Raw genomic sequence first — 25,836 nt, forward strand, 5'->3', positions numbered from 1 at the left:
TAACGCCTTTACATAATAGAGACCGAATAGTTAGACGCTAGGTTTGAAATTTATTATAATAAATGTAATTGTAAAGCAAGGGAGATCAGCAAAATGAAAAAAAATATTCTTGGTATTAGTATAATCGCTGTGCTTGTAGCGATTTTTTTGATAGATCAATTCTATACTCCTAAACAAGAGGATACGGGGCCAAATGAAGTGGATGTTACAGGAGATCCATCTATTTCTGGTGAAGCCTTGACAGCACCTAACCAAAAATTATTGCAAGAGGGTGATAAAGCACCCCCGTTTCAATTAGTTAATCTACAAGGGGATAAAGCAACTTGGGATGATTTCGATACAAGTGTTGTCGTGTTAAATTTTTGGGCGACATGGTGTAAGCCATGTATGGAGGAAATGCCTGATTTAGCAACTTTACATAATGAATATGGAGAAGAAGCTCAAGTTGTCGCTGTTAATGTTACGGATACAGAAACAAGTGAGGAGAAAGTTCATCAGTTTGTACAGGATGGATCATTCCCTTTTGCCATTTTATTAGATAAAGAAGCATCTATGTATGATAGCTATTCTATTATTAATATTCCAACAACTTTTTTTATTCGTTCAGAAGATCAAGAAATCATAAAAAGAGTAAATGGATTTATGACATATGAACAAATGGAAGAATACACACAAAGTGCATTAGATGACATGAATGAATAGAATGATAATGGAGAATATGTGACGGTTTAGCGAAAGGAGCAATCAACATGGAACAGAATGTAATGGAAGACATTAAAGAAAATTTATACAGCTGGCGCTCATTAGAAGACCGTCCGCCATATACAGAAATTGATCTTTTAAGAATAATTGATCAATGGAAAAAAGACAATATAGAAGTAGATCAAGAAATCGAAGCCGTTTTATATAGTATGCTTGCTTTTTATCGACTGAAGAGAAATGTAACGGATGACCATCTTAATAAACATCTATCTAGTTTAGAAGGAAATGGGATTCATCCCATGGTTTATGAAGTACAAGCATTAAAACATTATGTTCATTTATACAATTATATGAAGGATATAAACTTAAGTTATTATCCTTTACGGGAAACAGATTTTGACCCAGTAAAATTGAAAAAAGCAAAAGCACTTCTAAAAGAGTTAAAAGCGTTTAAAAAACAAAAAATGCGAGATTATTCAAATGGTGGTTCACTAAAGCATGCTTATGATGATATTTTCAAACAAGCAGAAGAATTGGAGGATATAACAGAAAGGATCGTCTTTGCACTAGAAAGAAGAAAGTCACAACAAGAAATTTCCCCTTACAACGACCAGATTGATATGTTAATAAGAAAAGTGGAATTGTTTCATCATGAATTACCCTACTTTTTAAGAGAAGACCAAACAGACGATCCATTAGAAGAGTTAAACCAAATGATCGGTTTAGATGAAGTAAAGGATTATATTAGTCATTATTACCATTATCTAAAATACCATAAGAAACGAAAAGAAGTAGGTTTCCACATGGTAGACGACCAAGGCATGAATATGGTAATTACCGGAAACCCAGGAACAGGGAAAACAACCATAGCTCGATTGCTTGCCGATATCTATTATCGATTAGGGTTATTAGAATCCAATAAAGTCATTGAGGTTAATAGATCCCATTTAGTAGGCTCTTTTATGGGGCAGAGTGAAGAAAATACACGTAATTATGTCAAGCAAGCTTTAGGCGGTGTTTTATTCATTGATGAAGCTTACAACTTAAAGCGTGAAGATCATACAGGTAATGATTATGGACAAGCTGTTATTGATACCCTTGTATCAAGTATGACAAGTCAAGAGTATGCGAATAAATTCGCTGTTATTTTTGCTGGCTATTCAGAGGAAATGAATCAATTTTTATGGGCAAACCAAGGGTTAAGAAGTCGTTTTCCAGAAGGTAATTTTATTAAGCTCCCCGACTTTACAGATGAAGAATTGCTGCAGATAGCAGAAGAAACAGCCTTGCAAAATGATTATTTCTTTACCAAGAAAGCTCGAAACAGATTCCGTTCATTAATTGAAAAAGCTCGTGTTGATGAGTCTTTCGGTAATGCTAGAACAGTGAAAGATTTAGTTTTAAAAGTTATTTTTCATATTGGTGCACAACAAGAAATGCCTTCCCATGAAAATTGGATAAAACATATGAGGATTTCAGAAGCCGACATTGCTTTATTGGATAAAGGTGCTGAGTCATCGAATCCGATGCAGCAATTAGAGCAATTAATTGGTTTAGCTGATGTGAAAGAAGAAGTGAAGAAATTGAGTGCTTTTGTGAGAGTACAACAGAAAAGAAAAGCAAAAGATCTTCCCACAGTGCCGATACAATTGCATTCGGTTTTTTCAGGTAATCCTGGGACAGGAAAAACTACGGTTGCCCAAATATTTGCTAAAATTTTAAAGGAATGCGGACTATTAAAACGAGGGCATCTTGTTGTAGCTTCGCGAAGTGACTTGGTGGCTGGCTATGTTGGACAAACAGCAATGAAAACAAAATCCAAAATAAGAGAAGCATTAGGTGGTGTGCTTTTTATTGATGAAGCATATGCCTTATTCCGTGGGGACAAAGATTTTGGAAAAGAAGCGATTGATACATTAGTCGATGAAATGACCAAACGTAATGAAAACCTTGTAGTTGTTTTAGCTGGTTATAAAAACGAAATGGAGCGCTTTATTTCTAGTAACCCTGGCTTAGAGTCCAGATTCAAAAAATACTTTCACTTTCAAGATTATACGGATGAAGAGCTATTAGAAATGGTTGAATTTCATGTACAACAATATCAATACAACATCACTGACAAAGTCAAAACATATTTATTAGATAAGTTTAATCAAGCACAAATAAGTGGTAATGGCCGATTTGTTACAAACTTGATTAATGAAGCTATTCAATATCAAGCACTTAGAATAAATGGAGAGCAGGATTCAATTGATGGCCTTCAAACGTTAGAACAAAAAGACTTTGAGATGGCTTGGAATACCGTTAGGGGGATAGAACGGAAATGAAGGTAACAACACCAATTAAGGTTAGATATCAGGAAACAGATCAAATGGGAGTTGTATATCATGCAAATTATCTAATCTGGTTTGAAATTGGAAGAACTGCTTTTATTGAAAAGTTAGGATTTCAATATCATGAGATGGAAAAAGACGGCATTGTATCTCCCGTTATAAATGCCAATATTCAATTTCAACAACCAGTTCGTTACGGTGAAGAGGCATTTGTACAGACATGGCTTGAATCTTATAATGGGATTCGAACAACATATGGTTATAAAATCTTAAATCACAAAAAAGAAGTTGCTGTTTCTGGAGAAACACAGCATGTTATAGTCAAAAAAGACAATTTCAAGCCATTATCGTTAAAGAAGAAACTTCCTAATTGGCATCAAGCGTATATGAATGCATTGGGAGAAGAGTCGTAATGGCATTTGGAGTCGATCGTCAAGAATTGAGAACTTGGAAACAAGAAGTGAAAGCAGGGAAGGTAGCTTTTTTGACCCATTACTGGGTAGATGATCGTTTTCCAGGCTGCACTTCTGTGACCAAGGTTGGATGTAGTGATTTTTTAAAATTAATTCGTTGGGGACAAAAATATGGATTAAAAAAAGAGTGGATTCATCGGGATCCTGATTATCCACATTTTGATTTGCTTGGTGAGAAACAAAGGCGCATTTTAACATCAGAAGAGCAGTGGGATCAAATGAAAAAGTTTAATTTATAGGGAAAGCTCCATTCAAATAGGAGCTTTCTATCTAAGTTGCTTTCTTTTTTTGCCCAGTTGCTTTCTTTTTAGATGTAGCTTTTTTCTTACTACTAGCTGCTTTCTTTTTGCTTTTTTTCGATTTATCTAAAGACTTTTCTAGCGCATCCATTAAATTCGTGACATTATCAGGTTTCTCAGGTTCTTTAGCTGTGGAAATGTCTTCGCCTTCTTTCTTCTTCTCTATCAATTCTATTAATGCCGTGCGATATTCGTCTATATATTTTTCTGGCTCAAAGTCAGTGGTTAGCTGATCGATCAGCATTTTTGCTGTTTCTAATTCTTTTTCTACCACATTATCTTCCTCTGGAACATTTGGAACTTCTTGGAAATCCCGTACTTCATCAGGGTAATGGATGGTTTCCATCACTATTGTATTGTGGTAAATTCTTACAACAGCAAGGTGTTCTTTGGAGCGAATCGTAATTTTGGCTAACCCAATTTTTTTGGTATCTTTTAATGCTTGACGTAATAACGAGTAAGCTTTACTCCCACCTTCATTTGGAGATAAATAATAACTTCTGTCAAAGTAGATAGGGTCAATCTCTTCAAGATTTACGAAGTCCACAATTTCGACAGACTTGTCTTCCTTTTCATCTTTAATAGCTTCCAAATCCTCTTCTTCTAAAATCACAAATTTATTTTTAGTGTATTCATAGCCTTTTACGATATCATCCTTTTCCACTTCTTTATCACACACCGGACATACTTTTTCATATTTAACAGGCGATTGGCATTCTTTATGCAAATTTCGTAAGGGAATATCCTTGTTTTCTGTTGCGGAGTGAAGCTTTACAGGAATATTAACTAAACCAAAGCTAATGGTACCTTTCCACATTGTATGCATTTGATCACCTCTTTTTTATAGTTAGTTTTTGCGTATTGGTCATAATAATACAGAGATTTGAAAAGAAGTTATTAAAGGAGCGAAAGTATCATGTGGAAGCCAATGCTGCCAACATTTGTGGAAGAACTTTCAAAAGATACAGAGAAATGGTTGTTTGAAGTGAAATATGATGGTTTTCGATGCGGATTAGAATGGACTAAAGACAAAATAACCTTGTGGAGTCGTAATGGCCACGATCTAACTCCTAATTTCCCTGAGATTGTTTTATGGTGTCAAAATAATCAATCCTATATAAATCATTTGCTTCCATTATTTTTAGATGGGGAATTAGTCGTCTTAAAAACACCATATCATTCCATTTTTTCTCTGGTGCAGCAACGTGGAAGGCTTCAATCAAAAGAGAAGATCCTTTCATTTAGTCAGAAAAGACCTGCAACTTTCATGGTATTTGACATGTTGAAATCAGAGGGTAAATCTTTACAAAATAAAATACTAGCAGAAAGACGAAAATATGTAGAAGAATTATTTAGTCGATTTGGATCTTTCAAAGGAAGATTGCAAATTGTAAAAGTCTATCGTTCATTGCGTGATTTGGAACAAATTGTTTTCTTACATCAGGCTGAGGGTATCGTTGCTAAACAGAGAGATTCTAAATATGCGGAAGCGAAAAGAACTAATAAATGGCTTAAATGGAAGAACTTCCGATCTGTACAGGGCTTTATAACAAGTTGGAATGCCAATAATGATTATTTCCAGGTAGAGATAATGTCTGATCATCCCACTTCATCATTGCCAATAGGTAAGGTAAAAAATGGGTTGAAGGAGAATGAAAAAGTAACGTTAAAGCGCTTTTTCAAAGAGAAAGGTTACAAATTAAATGGCTTTAGCTGGAGTTTACCTCCTAGCATTTGCGTTGATATTCATTGTTTAAATGTAAAGAAGGAAGAATTACGTGAACCACTATTTCGTCAATTTCGATTTGATTTATCTCCAGAGGAATGTACGTGGGAAAAAGTAAGGATTGGTTTAGCGCAGTTGCCAGACGAAATAGATATTACAAAGCCAGATAAAAATCTATTTCCATCTGTCAATAAGCGTAACTATGTCTTATTTTTGAGGGAAGTGGCCCCATTTTTATTACATAAGTTACAAAATAAAAGGTTGACTATTATTCGTTATCCAGATGGTGTAAACGAATCATTTTTTTATCAAAAACATCTTCCTGAATATGCACCAAGCTATATAGAAAGCGTCATTGGAGAAGATGGGGAAAAAGATTTGTTATGTAATAATTTGCGTAGTTTGTTATGGTTTGGCAATCATGGGGCATTGGAATTTCATGCTCCGTTTCAACAAGTTGATTCAAGCTATCCTGATGAAATGGTGTTTGATTTAGACCCACCATCGTTAAACGAGTTTTCATTAGCTGTTTCTGCTGCACATTATATTAGAGAAATGGTTGAATCACGAGGCTATCAAACTTTTGCTAAAACATCTGGAAAAACTGGATTACAAGTACATATACCACTAGAGCAGAGCAGCATGTCATTTCAAGAAACACGAGAATTTATGGAGGCAGTAGCTAAAGTCTTAGTTGATAAGTTTCCAAGTTCCTTTACTATTGAACGATTAAAAAAGAATAGAGGAAAGAGATTATATATTGATTATGTGCAACATGCTCAAGGAAAGACCATAATTGCACCCTATTCACCTAGAGCTACTAAAGAAGCTACGGTAGCTACACCATTATATTGGGAGGAAGTAAATGAAAATCTGAATCCAAAGAATTACACCATCCACAATATATCACAAAGACTAACAGAGAAAGGATGTCCCATGCAGCAAATAGATATAGCGGATTAAAAAACTTGCTTTTGACAGCCACAGAGATAAAGAGAGACTTCCATAAGTGGGGGCTTTATCCCTCACTTATGGTTAACGATAAAAAAGATGATCTGTTGTAAAGACAGATCATCTTAAAAATTTTCTATTTTGATTTTTTGGCTCGGGAACAGGATCAAATCCACCTGAATGGAATGGGTGGCATTTGGATAGCCGTTTAATCGTGTAATAAAAAGCACGGAACACGTTAAAGGATCTAAAGCATTCTAAACTGTATTGTGAACAAGTAGGTTGAAATCGACAACTAGGTAAAAACATAGGGCTTATAAACTTTTGATAAAAACGAATAATGCCAATGAATAGGTATTGCAAAACGTATCCTCCTACATGTCAAGTGCCTTATCGTAAGTAATCGATGCAATGGCATCATGTAAATGTATAGACTCTTCATTTTGACATGTGACAGTGAATTTTTGCACAAAAGGCATTTCATATAAGTCAGCTGCCACCAACCTTACCATATCTTCCACAAAGCGAGGGTTCTCATAAGCTTGTTCGGTTACCATTTTTTCATCTGGTCTCTTTAATACTGGGTGAATTCTTGCACTAGCATTACTTTCAGCAGCTTCTAATAGTGCCTCTTTCCAATCAGTATTGTTTTCTTTGAATTCACCAGTTAAAGTTGCTTTCATCTTAACGATTCCTCGTTGGTTATGAGCACTATATTCACTAATTTCTTTAGAACAAGGACATAGAGTCGTTATTGTTCCTTCCAGCCCAACAGATATATCAAATCCTGCATGGCAATGATATTGGACAGAAATAGTTGCATTGGCATGATTCATACCAGCTTGGTCTGAAGCCGGACCACTACGTTCAAAAAACCAAGGAAATTCGATCGTGATTTGATTGTCCTCTTGCTCTAATCTTTCTGTTAGCTCTTTAGTAAATTCTTTAAGTTGTTGTATAGAGACCTCAAAAGCTCCAGTTTGACTATACTGATTCATTAATTCAGTAAACCTGCTCATATTGGTGCCTTTGTGATTTTTTTTAATAGAAGAAGTCATATCAAATGTACCAATGGTTGTCTGTTCATATGGTTTAACCGTACTTTTCACTTTTATTGGATGTTTTACGTTTGTGATGCCGACATGATCTATATCAAATAAAAAGTCTTTTCTAGTATTTTGTAAATCAGGCATTTCTTCTTTCTCTGTAGGCTTCGTTTTTTCTCCTGGTTCTACAGAGCCAAATAATTTATGTCTATCTAATTTATTTGGTAATGATCTTGCTCTATCTGATTTCATGATTGAACCCCTTTCCGTCTTTACAACTAATTCAAAGTATACTCAATTCCTTCTCATTATTCAATTTATTAACCTTTTTTTGTATATCTTATAAAGAATAGAAATAGGCTCTTTTCTAATTCTTGGTTGTATAGTACATAGTTAAACAAAAATGTAACGTAGTGGAAATTCTATAATTTTAATACTTTCTACCTTTTTACATAAGGTATTGTGGAAATACGCTCCGCCAAGATATTCCGCTTTCCGCTGCGCTGCACTAGCGCTCACCCAAGAAAGAATGGTTAAAATCACGTCGCAGTTTATGCATTTTGTGTGCGTTTTATTATCAGTGGCCAATGTACTAGAAAAAAGATCTAACGTAGGGTTAGACCTTCTGAAAAAGCAGTTTAAGTATTTACATCCATTTTATTTTCGGCTCTGTTTTATTGATGATTCGTTTGATATTCGTATGGTGTCGATAGATCACAAATATCGTTAACAAACTTGTTGCGAGCATAAGTCCAATATCTTTTTGTACAACTGTGACAATAATCGTTATAATACCTGTTAACATAGAAGCCAATGACACATATTTTGTCAAATACAAAATCAGAAAGAAACTTAATATCATAATGACAAATAATAACGGGTTAACACCAAGAATTACACCAGATGATGTGGCAACAGCTTTACCGCCTTTAAATTTCGCAAATAGTGGATAAACATGGCCGATAACGGCAAAAATCCCAATTAATAAGGGATAAACATTGTCTGCTTGTAAAATGATCGGTAAAATAGCTGCAAGCGTCCCTTTTAAAATATCTACAATAATAACAATAATACCAGCTTTTATTCCAAGTACTCGGAAAGTGTTAGTAGCACCTAAATTACCACTTCCGTGTTCACGTATATCCATCTTATATCCAAGTTTTCCGACAATTAATCCAGTCGGTATAGAGCCAAGTAAATATGCAAGAATGATAAAAATAATATATTCCATACGATTTCTCCTTCAAAACTAGAAAATTTATTGAGTGATGCCTTCATGAGTCTTCATACATTTTATCATGTATTACTTGAAATGAGTATATTCATTGTTTAAATTTTTATCAAGGTATGATATTTATAGAGAAGAATGGAATAATGAAGCAAATAGAATCTCATGTAATAACGCAACGTTGAAAGTGGACTTGCGTATAAAATAAGAACGTGGTTTAATCAATAAAAATGAGGTGTTTTGATTATGGGCATGCAAACAGAGCAAGAATTAATGAAAAAAATGCTGACTAATTCCAAAACTATTGCAGTTATAGGGTTATCTGATAAAGCACACAGAACCTCTTTTCAGATTGCAAAAGCGATGCAAAATGCAGGATATCGAATTATTCCGGTAAACCCTCATATTGAATCAGTATTAGGGGAAAAAGCATATGATTCTATTTTAGAAGTAGAAACAGAAGTTGATTTGATCAATATTTTTCGAAGACCTATCTACCTTATGGACATTGCGCAAGATTTGATAAAAACGAATATTCATTATGTTTGGATGCAGCAAGGTGTTATAGATCAACAAGCATACGAGTTGTTGCGAGAACATGGAAAAGAAGTGGTTATGGACAAATGCATTAAAGTGGCACATTCTATACTAATGAATAGATGATTATTTTACATAACAGAACATCTGTTCTATACTAAAAAATAGTATGTGTTGACAAGAAATATAGTAATCGATAGGTAACGGGATGGAAGGAGTAATAAACAAAGCTTATGAATAATCAAACTTATACAGATGAATCAATTCAAGTATTAGAAGGATTAGAAGCCGTTCGGAAAAGACCAGGTATGTATATTGGGAGTACGGATGCTAGAGGACTTCATCACCTTGTTTTTGAAATAGTAGATAACTCTGTGGATGAAGCATTATCAGGTCATGGCGAGAAAATACAAGTAACGATACATAAAGATCAGAGTATTACTGTACAGGACTGGGGGCGAGGAATGCCTACAGGGATGCACCATACAGGCAGACCAACCCCAGAAGTTATATTAACAGTTCTGCATGCAGGAGGAAAGTTTGGCCAAGGCGGTTATAAAACAAGTGGAGGATTGCATGGTGTCGGTGCTTCTGTTGTGAATGCCTTGTCTGAATGGTTGGAGGTCACGATTCAACGTGATGGTGAAATGTTTTACCAACGTTTTGAAGGGGGAGGTAAGCCAGTAACAACCCTAGAAAAGAAAGGGAAAACAAAAAAGACGGGGACTCAAATTACATTTAAACCAGATCGCTCTGTTTTCTCCACTGATACTTTTCAGTTTGACATATTAGCGGAAAGATTAAGAGAAGCAGCTTTTCTTTTAAAGGGAATAACCATAGAGTTAGTCGATGAACGGCAGAATCATTTAAAAGAGACCTATCAATATCCAGAGGGATTAAAAGAGTTTGTCACTTATCTAAACGAAGAGAAAGATTCACTCCACCAAGTAGTAGCATTTGAAGGAGAACAACAAGAAATGGAACTCGATTTCGCCTTTCAATTTAACGATGGTTATGCGGAAAACATTTTATCGTTCGTTAATAATGTTCGAACAAAAGATGGCGGAACGCATGAATCTGGTGCTAAAACTGCGATTACAAGAGTGTTTAATGACTATGCAAGAAAAGTAAACCTTTTAAAAGAAAAGGATAAGAACTTAGATGGCAATGATATTCGAGAAGGTTTCACGGCCGTCATCTCTATTAAGATTCCAGAAGGTAAATTACAGTTTGAAGGACAGACAAAAGGAAAACTCGGAACGGCAGAGGCTCGTTCTGCAGTGGATGCTATTGTTGCAGAGCATTTACTATATTTCTTAGAAGAAAATCCTAATGTCGCCTCCATGCTGATTAAAAAAGCGATTCGTGCTAAAGAAGCAAGGCTTGCTGCAAGAAAAGCTCGGGAAGAAGCAAGAACGGGGAAAAAGAAGAAAAGAAAAGATGCATTATTAAGTGGTAAATTAACACCAGCACAATCTCGCAATGCCAATAAGAATGAGCTGTACCTTGTCGAGGGTGACTCAGCAGGAGGGTCTGCTAAACAAGGAAGGGACCGAAAATTCCAAGCTGTATTACCATTACGAGGTAAAGTCATTAACACAGAAAAAGCAAAATTGGTAGATATATTCAAAAATGAGGAAATTTCAACCATTATTCATACCATTGGAGCAGGTGTAGGTACTGAATTTTCTTTAGATGATGTACAGTATAATAAAATTGTTATTATGACAGATGCCGATACGGATGGAGCACATATACAAGTATTACTTCTCACATTTTTCTATCGATATATGCGCCCATTGATTGAGGCAGGCAAAGTCTTCATTGCTTTACCTCCACTGTACCAAATTTCAAAAGGTAAAGGGGCAAAAGCAAAGGTTGATTATGCGTGGAATGAAGAAGAGCTTAAAAGTATTACTAAAAAATATAAAAATGGTTATGCCATTCAGCGTTACAAAGGTTTAGGGGAGATGAATGCGGAACAATTATGGGAAACGACGATGAGCCCGGAATCCCGAACTTTAATACGAGTAACGATTGATGACCTAGCCAGAGCGGAACGAAGGGTGACAACACTAATGGGGGATAAAGTAGAACCGAGAAGGAAATGGATTGAATCTCACGTCCAATTTAGTTTAGAAGAAGACGAAAATATTATAGATAATGAAAACATTCAAATTTAATTGACTTAGGAGGAGTATCGTTGGCAGAAACAGAAAAGTTTTTAGATTTACCATTAGAAGAAGTAATGGGTGATCGGTTCGGACGTTATAGTAAATATATTATTCAAGATCGCGCCTTACCTGATGCTAGAGATGGGCTAAAACCTGTACAACGTCGTATTTTATATGCTATGCATGAGGAGCGAAATACGCATGATAAACCGTACCGAAAATCAGCGAAAACAGTCGGAACAGTGATTGGTAATTACCATCCCCATGGTGATTCATCGGTTTATGATGCAATGGTTCGGTTAAGCCAGTCTTGGAAAGTAAGGAATTTATTAGTAGAGATGCATGGGAATAATGGGAGCGTGGATGGAGATCCTCCAGCAGCTATGCGTTATACAGAGGCAAGGCTTTCTTCGATTTCTTCTGAATTAATTAGAGATATTGATAAACAGACAGTAGATTTTATTCCAAACTTCGACGACACTATTGACGAGCCAGTAGTGTTACCGGCTCGTATTCCAAATTTACTAGTTAATGGATCTACTGGTATTTCAGCAGGTTATGCGACGGAAATTCCGCCACATAATTTAGGAGAAGTCATCGATGCAATCATCAAACGACTTGAAAAACCAAATACTACCATTGAACAATTGTTAGAAATCATTAAGGGGCCGGATTTTCCAACAGGTGGTACTATACAAGGGTATGAAGGGTTAAAAAAAGCATACCAAACAGGAAAAGGAAAAGTAGTAGTACGTGGAAATGCAACCATAGAACCTTTAAAGGCAAATAGAGAACAAATTGTCATTAACGAAATCCCATACGAAGTAAACAAAGCCATGTTGGTAAAACGAATGGATGAATTAAGAATTGATCGTAAGGTAGAAGGAGTTGCAGAAGTTCGTGATGACACGGATCGAACGGGACTTCGAATTGTAGTCGAACTAAAAAAAGATGCCGATAGCCAAGGAGTATTAAACTATTTATATAAAAACACGGATTTACAAATTACATATCATTTTAATATGGTTGCGATTAAAGATAAGACACCACAGCTGTTAAATCTAACTGAAATAATTGATGCTTATATCGCACATCAGAAAGAAGTAATGTTAAGACAAACTCGTTATGATTTAAATAGAGCAAAAAAACGAGCACATATTGTAGAAGGGCTCATTAAAGCAGTTTCCGTTTTAGATGAATTAATCCAAACGATCAGGTCGTCCAATGATAAACAAGATGCTAAGCTTCGTATTCAAGACCAATTTGGATTTACGGACGAGCAAGCAGAGGCAATCGTTACCCTTCAACTTTATCGCTTAACCAATACAGATATTACAGCGTTGGAAAAAGAAGCTAGGGAATTAGAAGATGCTATTAAAGAATATACCCATATCTTAGAGGACGAGAAAAAGCTTTTATCTGTAATTAAAAAAGATTTACGTCTGATGAAGAAAAAGTATGCAGATTCTCGTAAAACAAATATTGAAGAAAAAATAGAAGAATTAAAGATTAATGTTGAAGTGACAGTAGCAAGTGAAGATGTTATTGTTTCTGTTACTAAACAAGGATATGTAAAAAGAACGAGCATCCGCTCTTACACGGCATCAAGTAATGATGATTTTACTATGAAAGATGAAGATTACTTGATTGGATTATATGAGATTAATACGACAGATTATTTGCTTCTTTTTACAAACAAAGGAAGGTTTATGCCTATCCCTGTTCACCAGCTGCCGGACATACGTTGGAAGGATTTAGGTCAACACCTTTCTAATTTAAGCTCGCTTGAAAATGATGAATCGATCGTAACAGCTATTCCTGTAAGAGAATTCGATTCTTCTCGATACTTCATCTTCTTTACGAAAAATGGAATGGTGAAGAAAAGCGGTCTCGATCTATATCAGTCTCAACGTTATACAAGGCCATTAATTGCTTTAAATCTTAAGAAGGATGACCAATTAGTGAATGCTCAACTAACGGATGGAGATTCAGATATTTTTATTGCTTCAAATAAAGGATATGGTTTATGGTACCATGAATCAGAGGTGAGCCCTGTAGGTCAACGAGCTGCTGGTGTCAAAGCCATGCAACTAAAAGAAGACGAACACGTGATTAATGGTACTATATTTAACTCAAACCATACCAAGCAACTATTATTCATTGCCACCCAACGAGGTGCTTGTAAAAGAATGTCTATTAATCGTTTTGATAAAGCATCACGAGCAAAAAAAGGTTTAATCATGTTAAAAGAGCTAAAAAGAAAACCTCATAGAATTGTGGGATTTGATATATTAGAAGAAGAAGAGGAAATGGTGTTGCATACGAGCAAAGGAGAAAGGAAACAGGTTATGCCAAAAGAACTGCCACAAAGCGATAGGTACAGCAATGGATCCTATGTGGTAGATACAGATACTGTAGGAGAAGTAGAGTCTGCTTGTAAATTCATTTCATTAGTAAAACCGTTTGAAGCTAGTGAATAAGTATTTTTAAGATATCCAATGATTTATTGGATATCTTTTTCTTTATAGTCTAGCGAATAAAGCAAAAAAAACGTATAATATTAAATAACAAAATGCAAGAGGAGTCTTTTTCATGGTGACAACTACAATGAAAACGTATAATAAGGATCAAATTGCTACGTTATATGATTTTTTCGAAAAGAAATCTGATCAGGAAAATCAAAGAAAGATGCTTGATTTTTTAGGAAAAAAGGACCAAGGGACACTCAATATTTGTTTTAGTGGACATTTTTCAGCCGGAAAATCAACGTTTATCAATAAATTAATGAGCAAACCACTATTGCCGCAAAGTCCTATACCAACCAGCGCGAATATTGTCGAGATTAAGCGTGGTACAGAAAAAGTTATCGTCCATTTTACGGAAAGCAAGCCTGTTCAAATAGACAGTTCCATTCCAGTAAATGATTTGCATGCACTATGTCGTGATGGGGAGAAAATAAAAAAGCTTGAAATTTATAAAGATTTGAAAGCTTTGCCAGAGAATGTAACGATAATGGATACACCCGGAATAGATGCTGCAGATGATGCGGACAGGTTGATGACAGAATCTGCTTTACATACAGTAGATGTATTGTTTTATGTTATGGACTATAACCATGTTCAATCTGAAGTAAACGCTATGTTTTTAAAGCATTTAGAAAGTAAAAAGAAACCATATTATGTTGTCGTTAACCAAATTGATAAACATGATGAACAGGAAATACCGTTCGAACAATTTCGACAAAGTTTGGTTTCCGTTTTTGAACAATGGGACATTTCTCCAAACGGGGTTTATTATACTTCTTTGACTGAACCGGAATTGTCAATGAACCAATGGCAGCAAGTAATAACAGAGCTAGAAAATTGGATGACTCCCGGGTCTTCAGCTCAAGTGGATAAAACGATAAAAGATGGATTAGAAGAAATTACTGATCAGTATATTTCTAATTTAGAAAAGCAAAAGAATGATGTAATCAACCACTTAGAACAAGAACTTTATGAAACAACTCCAGCTGGTTCATTATCCTATCAAGAGGCTTTAGATAAAAAAAACAAGTTGGAGAATCATAAGAAAACGGTAAAAGAAAAGTATCATAAGTTATTGGATGATACGATTAAAAATGCACCCTTAATGCCCTATGAATTAAGAGAACTAGCCACTGATATGCTAAAGGCTTTTGAGCCAAACTTTAAAACGGGGTTATTTCGAAACAAGAAAAAAATAAAAAAAGAAAGAGAGACCCGGTTAGAGAGATTCTATAAGCAGCTGACAGAACAAGTCGAAGTCAATATAGAATGGAAGCTTAGAGATAAGTTAACGGAATTCCTAAAAGATTTTGTTACGGTTTCGTTTCCAGATTCTATTTTTAAAGACGATTTTGATAAGCATGACTGTACAGACTTCATGAGTGAAGGAACAAAAGTGAATGGTGATTATGTACTTGTCTATACGGACAAGATTAGTCAGCATGTTAAGAAAATGTATAGACAATATTATAAAGATCAATGGTTTCAGTTTGAAAACCAAATATTTCAAAAACTGGATGAGCAAATAGATGAATTATCTTTTATTATTAACATGGAAAAAGAAAGGGAAATAAAGCAAAAACAAATCCAATTGGAACAACAAAACGTTGTCGATGAAAAAAAACACTTAGATATCATTTTGAAAGAGAAAGAAACGGTGAATGAAGAAACCTTTCAATATGTAATGAATTTGATGAAAAAACGCTCTATAGCTAAAGTGGTTGATTTTAATCAGGTGAAAAGGAATCAGAAGCCTTCAACAGAACTTAAGCCATCTATCGAAAAAAAATCAGAGAAAAATAGAAGTCGATTTATATTTGAACAAACATTACAGGATGCAATCGATGTATCAGATCATTTGGAGTCTATATCAGCCTTGGAATCCGTGAGAAAAGATCTTATTTCAAAAGCCGAAAGGTTAAAAAATAGAAATTTTACAATTGCTTTGTTCGGAGCATTTAGTGCTGGGAAATCATCTTTCGCCAACGCCTTAATAGGGAAAGATGTCCTACCAGTTTCACCAAATCCAACAACAGCGGCAATCAATAAGATCAGCCCATCTAATTCCAACTATCGTCACGGTGATGTATTGGTAACGCTAAAGAGTGAACAAGAATTAATAGCAGATATCAAAACTATTTTAGCAGATAAAGATTTTTCAGACCTTTTATCTATTTACAAATGGTTGAATAAAATGAATATAAATAAGTTGAAGATTGATCATCAACATAAATCATTTTTATCTGCTTTTGTCAGTGGATTTACCGATATGAAGTCAAGAGTGGGTACCTCTTATTTGATTGAGTTACAAGCATTTCATCGCTATGTGCAAGATGAAACACTTGCTTGTTTTGTTAAAGAAATGGAATTGTTTTATGATTGTCCCTTAACCCAAAATAATATTACGCTTGTTGATACCCCAGGGGCCGACTCTGTCAACGCAAGGCATACAGATTTATCTTTTTCTTACATTAAGAGTGCTGACGCTATTTTGTTTGTAACTTATTACAATCATCCATTCGCTAAACCCGATCAAGAGTTCTTAACAAGGTTGGGGAGAGTAAAAGATGCATTTCAGCTAGACAAGATGTTTTTTATTATCAATGCAATGGATTTAGCGAAAGATCAGCAAGAAGTAGAAATGGTAACACAATATATAAAAGAACAATTACAAGAATTTGACATTTATCAACCTAGAATGTACCCGTTATCAAGTAAATTAGCTCTAAATGAAAAATTGTCGAACCAAGAAGGGACAGAATCAGGTTTTTCTATATTGGAAGATGACTTTTATTTGTTTATAAAAGAAGAATTAACCCAGATGAGTATGCAGGCCATATATACCGATATAGTACGAGCACATGCGTTAATTGAAAAATGGCTAGAGTGGGGACAAAGTGACGAAACGCGTAAAGAAGAACTGCTACACAATAATAAGGCTAATAAAGAAAAAATGATGAACCTTATTAAGGGGAAAGACTCTTCCTATCATACGAAAGCAATAAAGCAAAAATTAAATAAACAATGCTTCTATGTCCAACAACGATTATCTATTCAATTTACAGATTTATTTCGTGCAGAAGTGCATCCCGGTGCCATTCAATCGAGTGGAAGAAGAGGAAAAGAACAACTTAAGTTAGCAATAGAGGCCTTTTTACAAGGAATTAACAAAAGAATTAGGCATGAGTTGGAAGCTATTTTTGTCCGAATGGAGACAACTTGGAATAAAGAGATGTATGGGATGTGGAAGGAAATAAATGAAGATATGAAAAAGATAGATGCATCTTTTTCATTGTCAAGTTTCGAAACGATAGCTATTGAGACTCCTGGATTGGAGCTTGAGCCAATTGGTTTGCAAGATAAGGAGATCCAATCATTCGTTGCAAATTATAAAGATACCAAAGGATTTTTTGCACTGGATGGCAGACAGGAATTGGAAGCTGCTCTTAAAGAAAAAGTGCTGAACTTATGGAATAATTATATGACAAAAGCAGAAGACCAGTTATATTCGTTCTATGAAGATATCTGGAAAGAAAAAGAACATCAAATTCGGACAGACTACCAAGATGAGCTTACTTCCTATTATGAGCATATGAATCATGGGTTAATGCAAACAGCGCAAGATTTAGATCAATTACAAAAATTGGAACCTTTATTAAAACAAAAACTAAAATAACATTCATGAAAGAGCGTTTTTCCACTGTGTGTTGATTTTACTACACAGTTGAACCAAACTGTGTAATAGTATGGTGTGAGTGTATAAATACCGCTACAGAAATATACTTCGCTTTCCGCGGGCACGGCTTCAGCTTCCTCGGCAGAACCCCGCTGCCTGCGGGATTTTCAGCTCGTGCTTTTCCCGCAGGATCTACGTATATTTCTTCCGCTGTTGTGTAGTAAGAATGTTGTTTTTTCTCATTTAAAACGAACACATTTTGCTCGTGAGGAGGCTGAAGCCTTCCCCACGGCAAAGAAGACACTGCGAAAGTGACCAAAGGGAGCTTGAGTAGATGTCGCACTTGTACCCTTGGGTGAAAGCGAGTGTTTTTCCGCAGCGGTGATTAAGCACTAATCGTGAGACGAGTGGGAGGAAGCTATTCAAAGTTACTGCGCAGTTTATGGCTTTTGTGTCACAAGGGTTTATTCTAAAAGTAATAATTTTTAGAAAATTGCTTATGTAAACAGCTAGCGATTATGTGCTAGCTGTTTATGATTTTTTTGTACTGTTTGGTTTTGAGTAGGGAATATGGGATGGAAGTTGATCAAAGCCTCGTCCGATATGCTTAGCCGTGTGACTGTCTGAACCAGAGATAAGAGGGATATCTAATTGATCAGCGAAACGTATGATATCAACTGGCGGATAAATATCTCCGCAGTCTTCTTTATATAAGCCTGCTGTATTAATGTCCAACTCCATTTTTTTCTCTCTGATCAGATCTAATAAATGATAAATTTCTTTTTGATATGATTTTTTGGTTGTGTAAACCTTTTGATATTTATCAATTAAATTGATGTGTCCCATTCTTTTCGGTTTATAGAACCCTAAATCAGATTGTATTGCCTTTTCCATCGTATGGTAATACTTTTGATAGACAATGTCGATATCGCCAAATTGTTTTATAATATCACCAAATGCATCACAACTAAAGTCAATGCAAACATACTGGTTTTTGGGAGTTTTTAACATATGGACAGATAGGATGGCATCCTCTATATATGGACCATATTCTGAAAGAAATTGCGTAATGTCCTTTTCATAACCTTCGATATAGTCAACCTCAAATCCAAGGTTGATTTTTATATCTCCTTTATAAGCATGTTGACAATCTCTAATCGATTGTATGTAGGATTCCATATCATCCCAGTTCATTGCACTGTCCTTATCAGGGGTAGGATCTTGAAAAGCATGTGGTAAAGGGGCATGCTCCGTAAATGTAATTTCTTGTAATCCCTTTTCGATCGCTTTTTCTATATACTGATGTAACCTATCATTTGATCCGTGTGGACAAAAAGGGGTATGTACGTGATAATCACCATTTTGTTTCATTGTTATATCTCCTTTCCCTAATCATCATAAACTGTTTGTCAAGAAAACTAAAGGTTTTATTGACATTTTTTAAATGAATGTGGTATTGTTAATACAACTGATCGCTTTATCACGGTAGAGTGATAAAACAATAAAGTGGAGTAGGATGTGAGTAATGATGTTTTTACCTGCTGGTAGTCAAGATGAAACAGGTAATCAAATTTCGAATCGATTGAGAGCGAATGAAATTTTTCGAAATATTACAGAAGAACGAAATTTCAAACCAATATCAACACCGGTTATAGAATATGCTAATACATTTATTAATCCAGTTGCAGGCATGGATTTACAGAACATGCTGAAATGGTTTAATCATGAAGGGGACATTGAGGTCTTGCGTCCGGATTGGACTGCAGCTGTTGCTCGTGCTGTAGCTAATCAGCATCCATCTGAACAAAAATGGTCGTATCAGGGATCTGTTTTTCGTATGGATAAAGATGGTACAGAGAGCAGACAAGCAGGTATTGAAATGGTACATACAGACAGTTTTTTGGGAGAGAGTGAATGTCTATTAACTGCTGTATATTATTTAAAAAGCTTATCTATAAATCAATACGTAATGGAGCTTGGGCATACGAAAATTTTTGAAGAAATCATTGCACCATTTCCTTTTAGTGATAAGGATGAAGAGGCACTTCGTATTGCGATGCATGATAAACGAACAGACTTAGTAGAACAAATTGTAAGGGACCTGGGATATAAAGAATTAGTTGAGCCTCTTACTAATTTAATAGATGCGTATGGTTCAAAAGAAATGATCGAAAGATATGAACAAATTTGGTCTGAACGACCTGAATTATTAACGATTTTAGAAGAATTAAAAAATATGATCCAACTTTTAGAAGAGATTGGTGAAACAGAAGTGATTGTTGATTTAGGTCGTGTGAAAAATCTACCATATTATGACGGCATGATGTTTAGGGGGTTTTTAACCCAAAATGGCGCCACTTGTTTTTCAGGCGGTCGTTATGATCGTTTATATAAGCAATTTAATCAAGAAACAACGGCAGTGGGGTTGGCGTTTGATGTAGATATTTTAGCTAGTCAAATGGATCAAAAACAATGGAAAGAAAAAATCTGTTTACTAGCAACGCCAAAAACACATGCTGTTGCGGAAAAATTCCGCCATGAATTTCGGGATAAAATAGTAGACATCCGGTACGAAATAACAAATAATCAAGCTTATGATAAAGTATATGATTTAGTAGAGGATAACAGTGGGTACAAGGTGGTGGAAAGATGAAGCCAATTATCGCATTAACAAAAGGACGCTTAGAAAAGCAATTTTTAAAATTTTTTCAAACATTGGATTATGATGTTGAACCACTTCTAAACAAAGGGAGAAAATTACAGGTAGAAACAGATCAATTTTCTTTCTTCTTTGCTAAAGGAGTAGATGTAACCACATATGTGGAAAATGGGATCGCTGATCTAGGAGTGGTTGGCGGTGATATATTAATTGAACATCAGCCAGATGTCTATAATTTATTCCCTTTACCTTTTGGAGAATGTCGTATGGCTCTTGCAACAAAAGATGGTTATATATGGCCAGATCAAAAGAAACGTATTGCTAGTACTTTTACGAACATAACAAAAGAGTATTTTAAAAATAAGGGAGAATCTGTCGATATTATTAAACTTGAAGGATCTGTGGAATTAGCTCCTATTTTAGGTTTAGCAGATGCTATAGTAGATATCGTAGAAACCGGCACTACATTAAAAGAGAACGGTCTTGTAGTCGAGGATGAATTTTTAACCTTTAGCGCTAGACTTATAGCCAATCGCTCTACATTAAAGGTGAAAAGAGAACAGCTTGTACCAGTAATTGAGGCGTTTAAGAAAGGAGCGAAGGAAACATGATCAAACAATTATCAGAGGAACAATTTTTATCTCAAGCTTTACCTAAAAAAACAAATAGCAAAGAGAAACAACAATTTTTACAAGCCGCGAGTGAGATTATAGATGAAGTTCAACTTAATGGAGATCAGGCTGTAAGAAAATATGTAGAGAAATTTGATGGCAAAGCTCCAGACCATTTTTTGCTGAGTGATGCGGATCGTCAAAAAGCTTGGGATAAAGTAGATAATAAGATTATCGAATCCTTACAAAAAGCAGCTGAGAATATTCGTTCCTTTCATTCAAAACAGCTGTCTACTTCTCGCATGATGGAAACAGAACAAGATATTATTTCTGGTCAGCTATTCCGACCATTGGATCGAATTGGGATTTATGTACCAGGTGGAACGGCATGCTACCCGTCTTCCGTTCTAATGAATGCTATACCGGCTGTATTAGCTGGTGTAAGTGAAGTGGTTATGGTAACACCAGTTAAAAATGGAGAAGAAATTGCTCCCATTCTTTCTGTTGCTGCAGATATTGCAGGAGTAACAAAGATTTATCAAGTTGGTGGTGTGCAAGCCGTAGCTGCTTTAGCATATGGAACAGAATCTATTCCTTCCGTTGACAAAATTGTTGGGCCAGGGAACGCATATGTAGCTGCTGCAAAGTCATTAGTTTTTGGTGATGTTGGGATAGATATGATTGCAGGACCTAGTGAAGTGGCCATTATTGCAGATGAAACGGCTAAATCATCCTATGTCGCAGCAGATTTAATCGCACAGGCAGAGCATGATGTGAATGCACGGGCTTTTCTCATTTCAACATCAGCTTCATTAATTAAACAAGTTGAAAAAGAATTGGAAATTCAGTGCGATGTTTTACCTAGACAATCTATTGCTACAGCATCTTTAAAAGACAAAGGAGCAAGCGTTCTGGTAGAATCGCTTGAACAAGCATTTCAATTAGCGAACCAAATAGCTCCAGAACACTTAGAAATCCAAGTAAATGATGCTTTGTCATATTTAAGTAAAGTAAAGCATGCAGGTTCTGTGTTTTTAGGACACTATACACCTGAAGCTTTAGGTGACTACTTCGCGGGTCCTAACCATGTATTACCAACTTCTGGGACAGCTCGTTTTTCTTCTGGATTATCTGTCGATGACTTTGTGAAGAAAACAACTTTTTTATATTATTCAGAAGAAGCCTTACAACATGCTGGCGAGCATGTGATAAATATTGCAAATGAAGAACAACTAGAAGGACACGGTAAGGCAGTAGTGAAACGTTTGGAGGAGAATAATCATGAGAAAAGCTAGTAAGACACGTGAAACGGCTGAGACAAAAATAGATATTTCCGTAGACTTGGATGATGCGAGTCATGTTCAAATTCAAACTGGTGTAGGGTTTTTTGACCATATGTTAGAACTGCTAGCTCGCCATGGGCGTATCGGATTAGATGTGAAAGCCGATGGCGATCTACATATCGATAGTCATCACACTGTAGAAGATGTTGGCATTGTTTTAGGTCAATTAATAAAAGAAGCACTTGGTGATAAAAAACAAATTAACCGCTACGGTCACGCTTATGTGCCTATGGATGAATCACTTGGATTTGTCTCCTTAGATATTAGCGGAAGACCATTTTTAGTATTTAATGCAAGCTTTGATAACCCAACTTTAGGTAATTTTGATACAGAGCTTGTTCAAGAATTCTTACAGGCGTTTGCTTTCCAATCAGGCATTACGTTGCATGTTAACGTATTGTATGGCCAAAATACTCATCACAAAATTGAGGCGATTTTTAAAGCGTTAGGCCGCTCATTAGCTGAAGCAATCAAAATAAATCCGGAAATCCAAGGAGTTAATTCGACAAAGGGGTTAATTGAATGATAGCAATAGTTGATTATGGTATGGGAAACGTAGCTAGTGTTAAAAATGCATTTCAAAATTTAGGGTATGAGGTCACGATAACCGACTCAGTTGCAGAATTGGAAAAAGCCAGCCATATTATTTTACCAGGAGTTGGATCTTTTAAAGCAGCGGTGCAAGAAATAGAAGATCGTCAATTAAAAGAGCCTTTAAGACAATTAGCGAAAGATAAACCATTTTTGGGTATTTGCTTAGGCATGCAGCTCCTTTTTGATAGAGGGTATGAAAATGGAATAGCTGAGGGCTTAGGCCTGATTCCTGGGGAAGTAAACCGTATAGAAACAAAATATATATTACCTCATATAGGATGGAATCAATTACAAATTAAAATGGGGCACGATCCTTTCACTCCTTTTCAGGATAAGCATGTATATTTTGTTCACTCTTATCAAGCAAGAACAGAGCAAGATTACTTAGTAGCGACCACTGACTATGGTACAACCATACCCGCTATTGTTCGAAGTGGTCACGTTTTTGGAATCCAATTTCATCCAGAAAAAAGCGGAGAAGTTGGAGTAGGTTTATTAAAAGTATTTATGGAAGAAACGAAATAACGGGGGATAGTCATGAAAATTTTACCAGCGATCGATTTAATTGATGGAAAGTGTGTACGCCTTTATCAAGGTGACTTTTCGAAAACAGAACAAGTTGGAAGTGATCCAATTTCTCAACTAAAAACCTTTTTAGCTGACGGTGCTGAAATTGTTCATATTGTGGATTTAGATGGTGCAAGAAGTGGAGAGGCCAGACAATATCAATTAATTGAACAACTATGTGAAATAGCTACAGTACCTGTTCAAGTAGGTGGAGGTATTCGAGATATTGAAACAATAGAAAAATTAGTAAATGCTGGAGCTGATCGATTAGTGATTGGTACTGCAGCATTGGAGGATGAGGAATTTCTACGTGAAGCGTTAGAGCGTTTTGGTAAGCATATTGTAGTAGGTATTGATGCAAAAAATGAAATGGTGGCGACACGTGGATGGGAAAACGTTTCGGAAATGCATTACATTACCTTTGCCGAAAAGATGGAAGCATTAGGTGTGCAAACTATAGTGTTCACAGATATTTCTCGAGATGGTACGTTGACAGGTCCCAACTTAGAGCAATTGCAAAAGTTGAATGATGCTGTAAATTGTAAAATCGTAGCATCTGGCGGTGTGAGCAGCAACGAAGATATTGAAGCCCTTGATCAAATCGGTATTAAAGAAGCGATCGTGGGAAAAGCCATCTATGATGGAAAGGTTACCTTAAAGGGGTTGAAGTCGTGATTGCAAAACGTATTATTCCATGCCTTGATGTAAAAGAAGGAAAAGTGGTGAAAGGTACAAATTTTGTTGGGTTAAGGGAATTAGGTGATCCGGTAGAAATGGCATCTAATTATTCAAAAGCTGGAGCAGATGAGATTATTTTTTTAGATATATCGGCTACTAATGAGGGGCGCCAAACGATGGTAGATATTGTGCGTCAAACAGCTGAAAACGTATTTGTACCATTTACAGTTGGTGGTGGAGTTCGTTCGATTGAAGATGTCAATCGTTTGCTTAAAGCGGGTGCAGATAAGGTAGGAATGAATTCAGCAGCTGTGCAAAACCCTTCACTTATAACAGAGTCTTCTGAAAGGTTTGGAGCACAATGTACGGTTGTAGCAGTGGATGCTAAAAGTGTTGGAGATAGTTGGCATGTGATGACACATGGTGGTAGTAAAGATACCGGCATTGATGCGATTGAATGGGTGAAAGAAGCAGAGGCTAAAGGTGCTGGAGAAATTTTATTAACAAGTGTGGATACAGATGGAGTAAAGAACGGTTTTGATCTCGACCTAACAGAAGCAGTGGTAGAGGCGGTTAGAATTCCAGTTATTGCTTCAGGAGGTGTCGGCAAACCCGAACATTTTCCGGAAGTATTTAATCAAACAAATGTATCAGCTGGACTAGCAGCTTCCATCTTTCATGAAAATACCTTTACCGTTAAAGAAGTAAAAAACGTTTGTAAACAGCAAGGAGTGAATGTTCGTGAGGCCTGATTTTTCGAAGGGATTAATTCCAGCAATCATAACCAATTATTATACAAAAGATGTATTAATGCTTGCTTATATGAATGAAGAAGCTTATCAGAAAACGTTAGAAACGAAGCAAACATGGTTTTATTCCAGATCACGTGATGAATTGTGGAATAAAGGGGCAACTTCTGGTAATACGCAAGAAGTGCAGTCCATTGATTTAGATTGTGATCAAGATACTTTGCTGATACAAGTTATCCCAGCAGGCCCTGCTTGCCATACAGGGGAAGTTTCTTGCTTTTATAACCGAGTAGCAGAAACAGAAACAAGCTTTGATGCATCCATTATGGAACAAGTAATGGATGAAGTGGGGCAACGTAAAACGGAGCGTGTTGAAAATTCTTATACGAATTATCTCTATGATAAAGGTGTCGACAAAATTGGTAAAAAAGTAATCGAAGAAGCAGGAGAGGTTGTCATTGCATCTAAAAACAATGACAAAGAAGAGTTAACGAATGAAGTAAGTGATTTGCTTTACCATACATTCGTCATGATGGCTAATCAAGGCGTTTCATTAAATGATGTTAAACAGGAACTATCTAACCGTTTTGCGAAAAAAGGAAACAGCAAAGGCGACCGCGCAGAAATCAAAAAATGGTAAAAAACCATCTAGATTATTAATGATTTCTAAAATGCATCAATTTCATAGCAGAAGAATACTGAAACATAATGACAATTAAGTGAATGCTTCACATTACCGCTCCGGCAATACACTACGCTGATAGTGTTGTTTTGAATATAAAAAAGTGTAGCACATTAAACGAACTTTTCAAGAATCTTACTTGAATAGAACACTACTCAAAGCTGCGGAAAAATGTGACACTCCTGGGGGAACAGCGCGAGCTGAAGATCCCGCAGGCAGTGGGTTTCTGCCGAGGAAGCTGAAGCCGTGCCGCGTGCCTAGCAAGCCGTTCATTGCTAATTGG

22 protein-coding genes are annotated in these 25,836 nt (G+C 35.9%); 17 read left to right on the top strand and 5 right to left on the bottom strand.

Annotated elements, in window-relative coordinates; translation table 11 throughout:
* Positions 1 to 93 precede the first annotated feature (93 nt).
* The 4 genes from GHD00_RS04390 to GHD00_RS04405 are packed head-to-tail and all read left to right on the top strand — an operon-like array spanning position 94 to position 3,747.
* Complete coding sequence (locus tag GHD00_RS04390) at positions 94 to 702, top strand: redoxin domain-containing protein (protein WP_163536884.1); 609 nt, start codon at positions 94 to 96, stop codon at positions 700 to 702.
* 47 nt (positions 703 to 749) lie between these two features.
* Positions 750 to 3,029 (top strand): AAA family ATPase, encoded by a 2,280-nt coding sequence (locus GHD00_RS04395; RefSeq protein ID WP_163536885.1) that lies wholly within the window; start codon positions 750 to 752, stop codon positions 3,027 to 3,029.
* Positions 3,026 to 3,448: an acyl-CoA thioesterase gene (locus GHD00_RS04400; RefSeq protein WP_163536886.1), complete on the top strand. Its 423-nt coding sequence runs from the start codon at positions 3,026 to 3,028 to the stop codon at positions 3,446 to 3,448. The genes GHD00_RS04395 and GHD00_RS04400 overlap by 4 nt, the downstream gene beginning before the upstream one ends.
* Positions 3,448 to 3,747 carry a hypothetical protein gene (locus tag GHD00_RS04405; RefSeq protein WP_163536887.1) on the top strand — a complete coding sequence of 100 codons (300 nt, stop codon included), beginning with the start codon at positions 3,448 to 3,450 and terminating at the stop codon, positions 3,745 to 3,747. The genes GHD00_RS04400 and GHD00_RS04405 overlap by 1 nt, the downstream gene beginning before the upstream one ends.
* Positions 3,748 to 3,778: 31 nt before the next feature.
* Here the strand turns inward: GHD00_RS04405 and ku are convergent, their stop codons facing one another.
* A complete protein-coding gene (gene ku / locus GHD00_RS04410; protein ID WP_163536888.1) occupies positions 3,779 to 4,633 on the bottom strand; it encodes a non-homologous end joining protein Ku in 855 nt (284 codons plus the stop codon).
* A 90-nt stretch (positions 4,634 to 4,723) separates the two neighbouring features.
* Here ku and ligD point away from each other — a divergent pair, with 90 nt between their 5' ends.
* Positions 4,724 to 6,496 carry a DNA ligase D gene (ligD, locus tag GHD00_RS04415; protein WP_163536889.1) on the top strand — a complete coding sequence of 591 codons (1,773 nt, stop codon included), beginning with the start codon at positions 4,724 to 4,726 and terminating at the stop codon, positions 6,494 to 6,496.
* 108 nt (positions 6,497 to 6,604) lie between these two features.
* On the opposite strand, the gene yidD is transcribed toward ligD, so the two are convergent.
* From yidD to plsY, 3 genes are all read right to left on the bottom strand, one after another.
* Entirely contained in the window at positions 6,605 to 6,847 is a 243-nt protein-coding gene (gene yidD, locus GHD00_RS04420; protein ID WP_163536890.1) for a membrane protein insertion efficiency factor YidD, read from the bottom strand.
* A gap of 11 nt (positions 6,848 to 6,858) precedes the next feature.
* On the bottom strand, positions 6,859 to 7,782 hold the full coding sequence (folE2, locus tag GHD00_RS04425) for a GTP cyclohydrolase FolE2 (protein ID WP_163536891.1): 924 nt from the start codon (positions 7,780 to 7,782) through the stop codon (positions 6,859 to 6,861).
* 394 nt (positions 7,783 to 8,176) lie between these two features.
* A complete protein-coding gene (gene plsY, locus GHD00_RS04430) occupies positions 8,177 to 8,761 on the bottom strand; it encodes a glycerol-3-phosphate 1-O-acyltransferase PlsY (protein WP_163536892.1) in 585 nt (194 codons plus the stop codon).
* 243 nt (positions 8,762 to 9,004) lie between these two features.
* Here plsY and GHD00_RS04435 point away from each other — a divergent pair, with 243 nt between their 5' ends.
* The 4 genes from GHD00_RS04435 (at position 9,005) to GHD00_RS04450 (ending at position 17,670) form a co-directional block, all read left to right on the top strand.
* On the top strand, positions 9,005 to 9,421 hold the full coding sequence (locus tag GHD00_RS04435; RefSeq protein WP_163536893.1) for a CoA-binding protein: 417 nt from the start codon (positions 9,005 to 9,007) through the stop codon (positions 9,419 to 9,421).
* Between the two features lie 107 nt (positions 9,422 to 9,528).
* On the top strand, positions 9,529 to 11,478 hold the full coding sequence (parE, locus tag GHD00_RS04440; protein WP_163536894.1) for a DNA topoisomerase IV subunit B: 1,950 nt from the start codon (positions 9,529 to 9,531) through the stop codon (positions 11,476 to 11,478).
* Positions 11,479 to 11,498: 20 nt separating this feature from the next.
* On the top strand, positions 11,499 to 13,949 hold the full coding sequence (gene parC / locus GHD00_RS04445) for a DNA topoisomerase IV subunit A (protein WP_163536895.1): 2,451 nt from the start codon (positions 11,499 to 11,501) through the stop codon (positions 13,947 to 13,949).
* A 112-nt stretch (positions 13,950 to 14,061) separates the two neighbouring features.
* Positions 14,062 to 17,670 carry a dynamin family protein gene (locus GHD00_RS04450; RefSeq protein ID WP_163536896.1) on the top strand — a complete coding sequence of 1,203 codons (3,609 nt, stop codon included), beginning with the start codon at positions 14,062 to 14,064 and terminating at the stop codon, positions 17,668 to 17,670.
* Positions 17,671 to 18,201: 531 nt separating this feature from the next.
* On the opposite strand, the gene hisJ is transcribed toward GHD00_RS04450, so the two are convergent.
* Positions 18,202 to 19,041 (bottom strand): histidinol-phosphatase HisJ, encoded by an 840-nt coding sequence (gene hisJ / locus GHD00_RS04455; RefSeq protein ID WP_163536897.1) that lies wholly within the window; start codon positions 19,039 to 19,041, stop codon positions 18,202 to 18,204.
* Between the two features lie 154 nt (positions 19,042 to 19,195).
* Here hisJ and GHD00_RS04460 point away from each other — a divergent pair, with 154 nt between their 5' ends.
* Genes GHD00_RS04460 through hisIE form a run of 8 tightly spaced genes read left to right on the top strand, consistent with a single transcriptional unit; the run spans position 19,196 to position 25,511 of the window.
* The gene (locus GHD00_RS04460) at positions 19,196 to 20,323 is read left to right on the top strand and encodes an ATP phosphoribosyltransferase regulatory subunit (protein WP_240468587.1); all 1,128 of its coding nucleotides are present in this window, start codon (positions 19,196 to 19,198) and stop codon (positions 20,321 to 20,323) included.
* Positions 20,320 to 20,940 carry an ATP phosphoribosyltransferase gene (gene hisG / locus GHD00_RS04465; protein WP_163536898.1) on the top strand — a complete coding sequence of 207 codons (621 nt, stop codon included), beginning with the start codon at positions 20,320 to 20,322 and terminating at the stop codon, positions 20,938 to 20,940. The genes GHD00_RS04460 and hisG overlap by 4 nt, the downstream gene beginning before the upstream one ends.
* On the top strand, positions 20,937 to 22,235 hold the full coding sequence (hisD, locus tag GHD00_RS04470; protein WP_163536899.1) for a histidinol dehydrogenase: 1,299 nt from the start codon (positions 20,937 to 20,939) through the stop codon (positions 22,233 to 22,235). Before hisG ends, hisD begins: the two co-directional genes overlap by 4 nt.
* Positions 22,222 to 22,809 (top strand): imidazoleglycerol-phosphate dehydratase HisB, encoded by a 588-nt coding sequence (hisB, locus tag GHD00_RS04475; RefSeq protein ID WP_163536900.1) that lies wholly within the window; start codon positions 22,222 to 22,224, stop codon positions 22,807 to 22,809. Before hisD ends, hisB begins: the two co-directional genes overlap by 14 nt.
* The gene (gene hisH, locus GHD00_RS04480) at positions 22,806 to 23,402 is read left to right on the top strand and encodes an imidazole glycerol phosphate synthase subunit HisH (protein WP_163536901.1); all 597 of its coding nucleotides are present in this window, start codon (positions 22,806 to 22,808) and stop codon (positions 23,400 to 23,402) included. Before hisB ends, hisH begins: the two co-directional genes overlap by 4 nt.
* A gap of 12 nt (positions 23,403 to 23,414) precedes the next feature.
* Complete coding sequence (hisA, locus tag GHD00_RS04485; protein ID WP_163536902.1) at positions 23,415 to 24,119, top strand: 1-(5-phosphoribosyl)-5-[(5-phosphoribosylamino)methylideneamino]imidazole-4-carboxamide isomerase; 705 nt, start codon at positions 23,415 to 23,417, stop codon at positions 24,117 to 24,119.
* Entirely contained in the window at positions 24,116 to 24,874 is a 759-nt protein-coding gene (gene hisF / locus GHD00_RS04490) for an imidazole glycerol phosphate synthase subunit HisF (RefSeq protein WP_163536903.1), read from the top strand. The genes hisA and hisF overlap by 4 nt, the downstream gene beginning before the upstream one ends.
* Positions 24,864 to 25,511, top strand: a complete 648-nt coding sequence (gene hisIE, locus GHD00_RS04495) for a bifunctional phosphoribosyl-AMP cyclohydrolase/phosphoribosyl-ATP diphosphatase HisIE (protein ID WP_205600702.1) — start codon at positions 24,864 to 24,866, stop codon at positions 25,509 to 25,511. The genes hisF and hisIE overlap by 11 nt, the downstream gene beginning before the upstream one ends.
* Positions 25,512 to 25,836 lie beyond the last annotated feature (325 nt).

It is taken from the genome of Gracilibacillus sp. YIM 98692, from assembly GCF_010993965.1.
Taxonomy (GTDB): domain Bacteria; phylum Bacillota; class Bacilli; order Bacillales; family Amphibacillaceae; genus Gracilibacillus.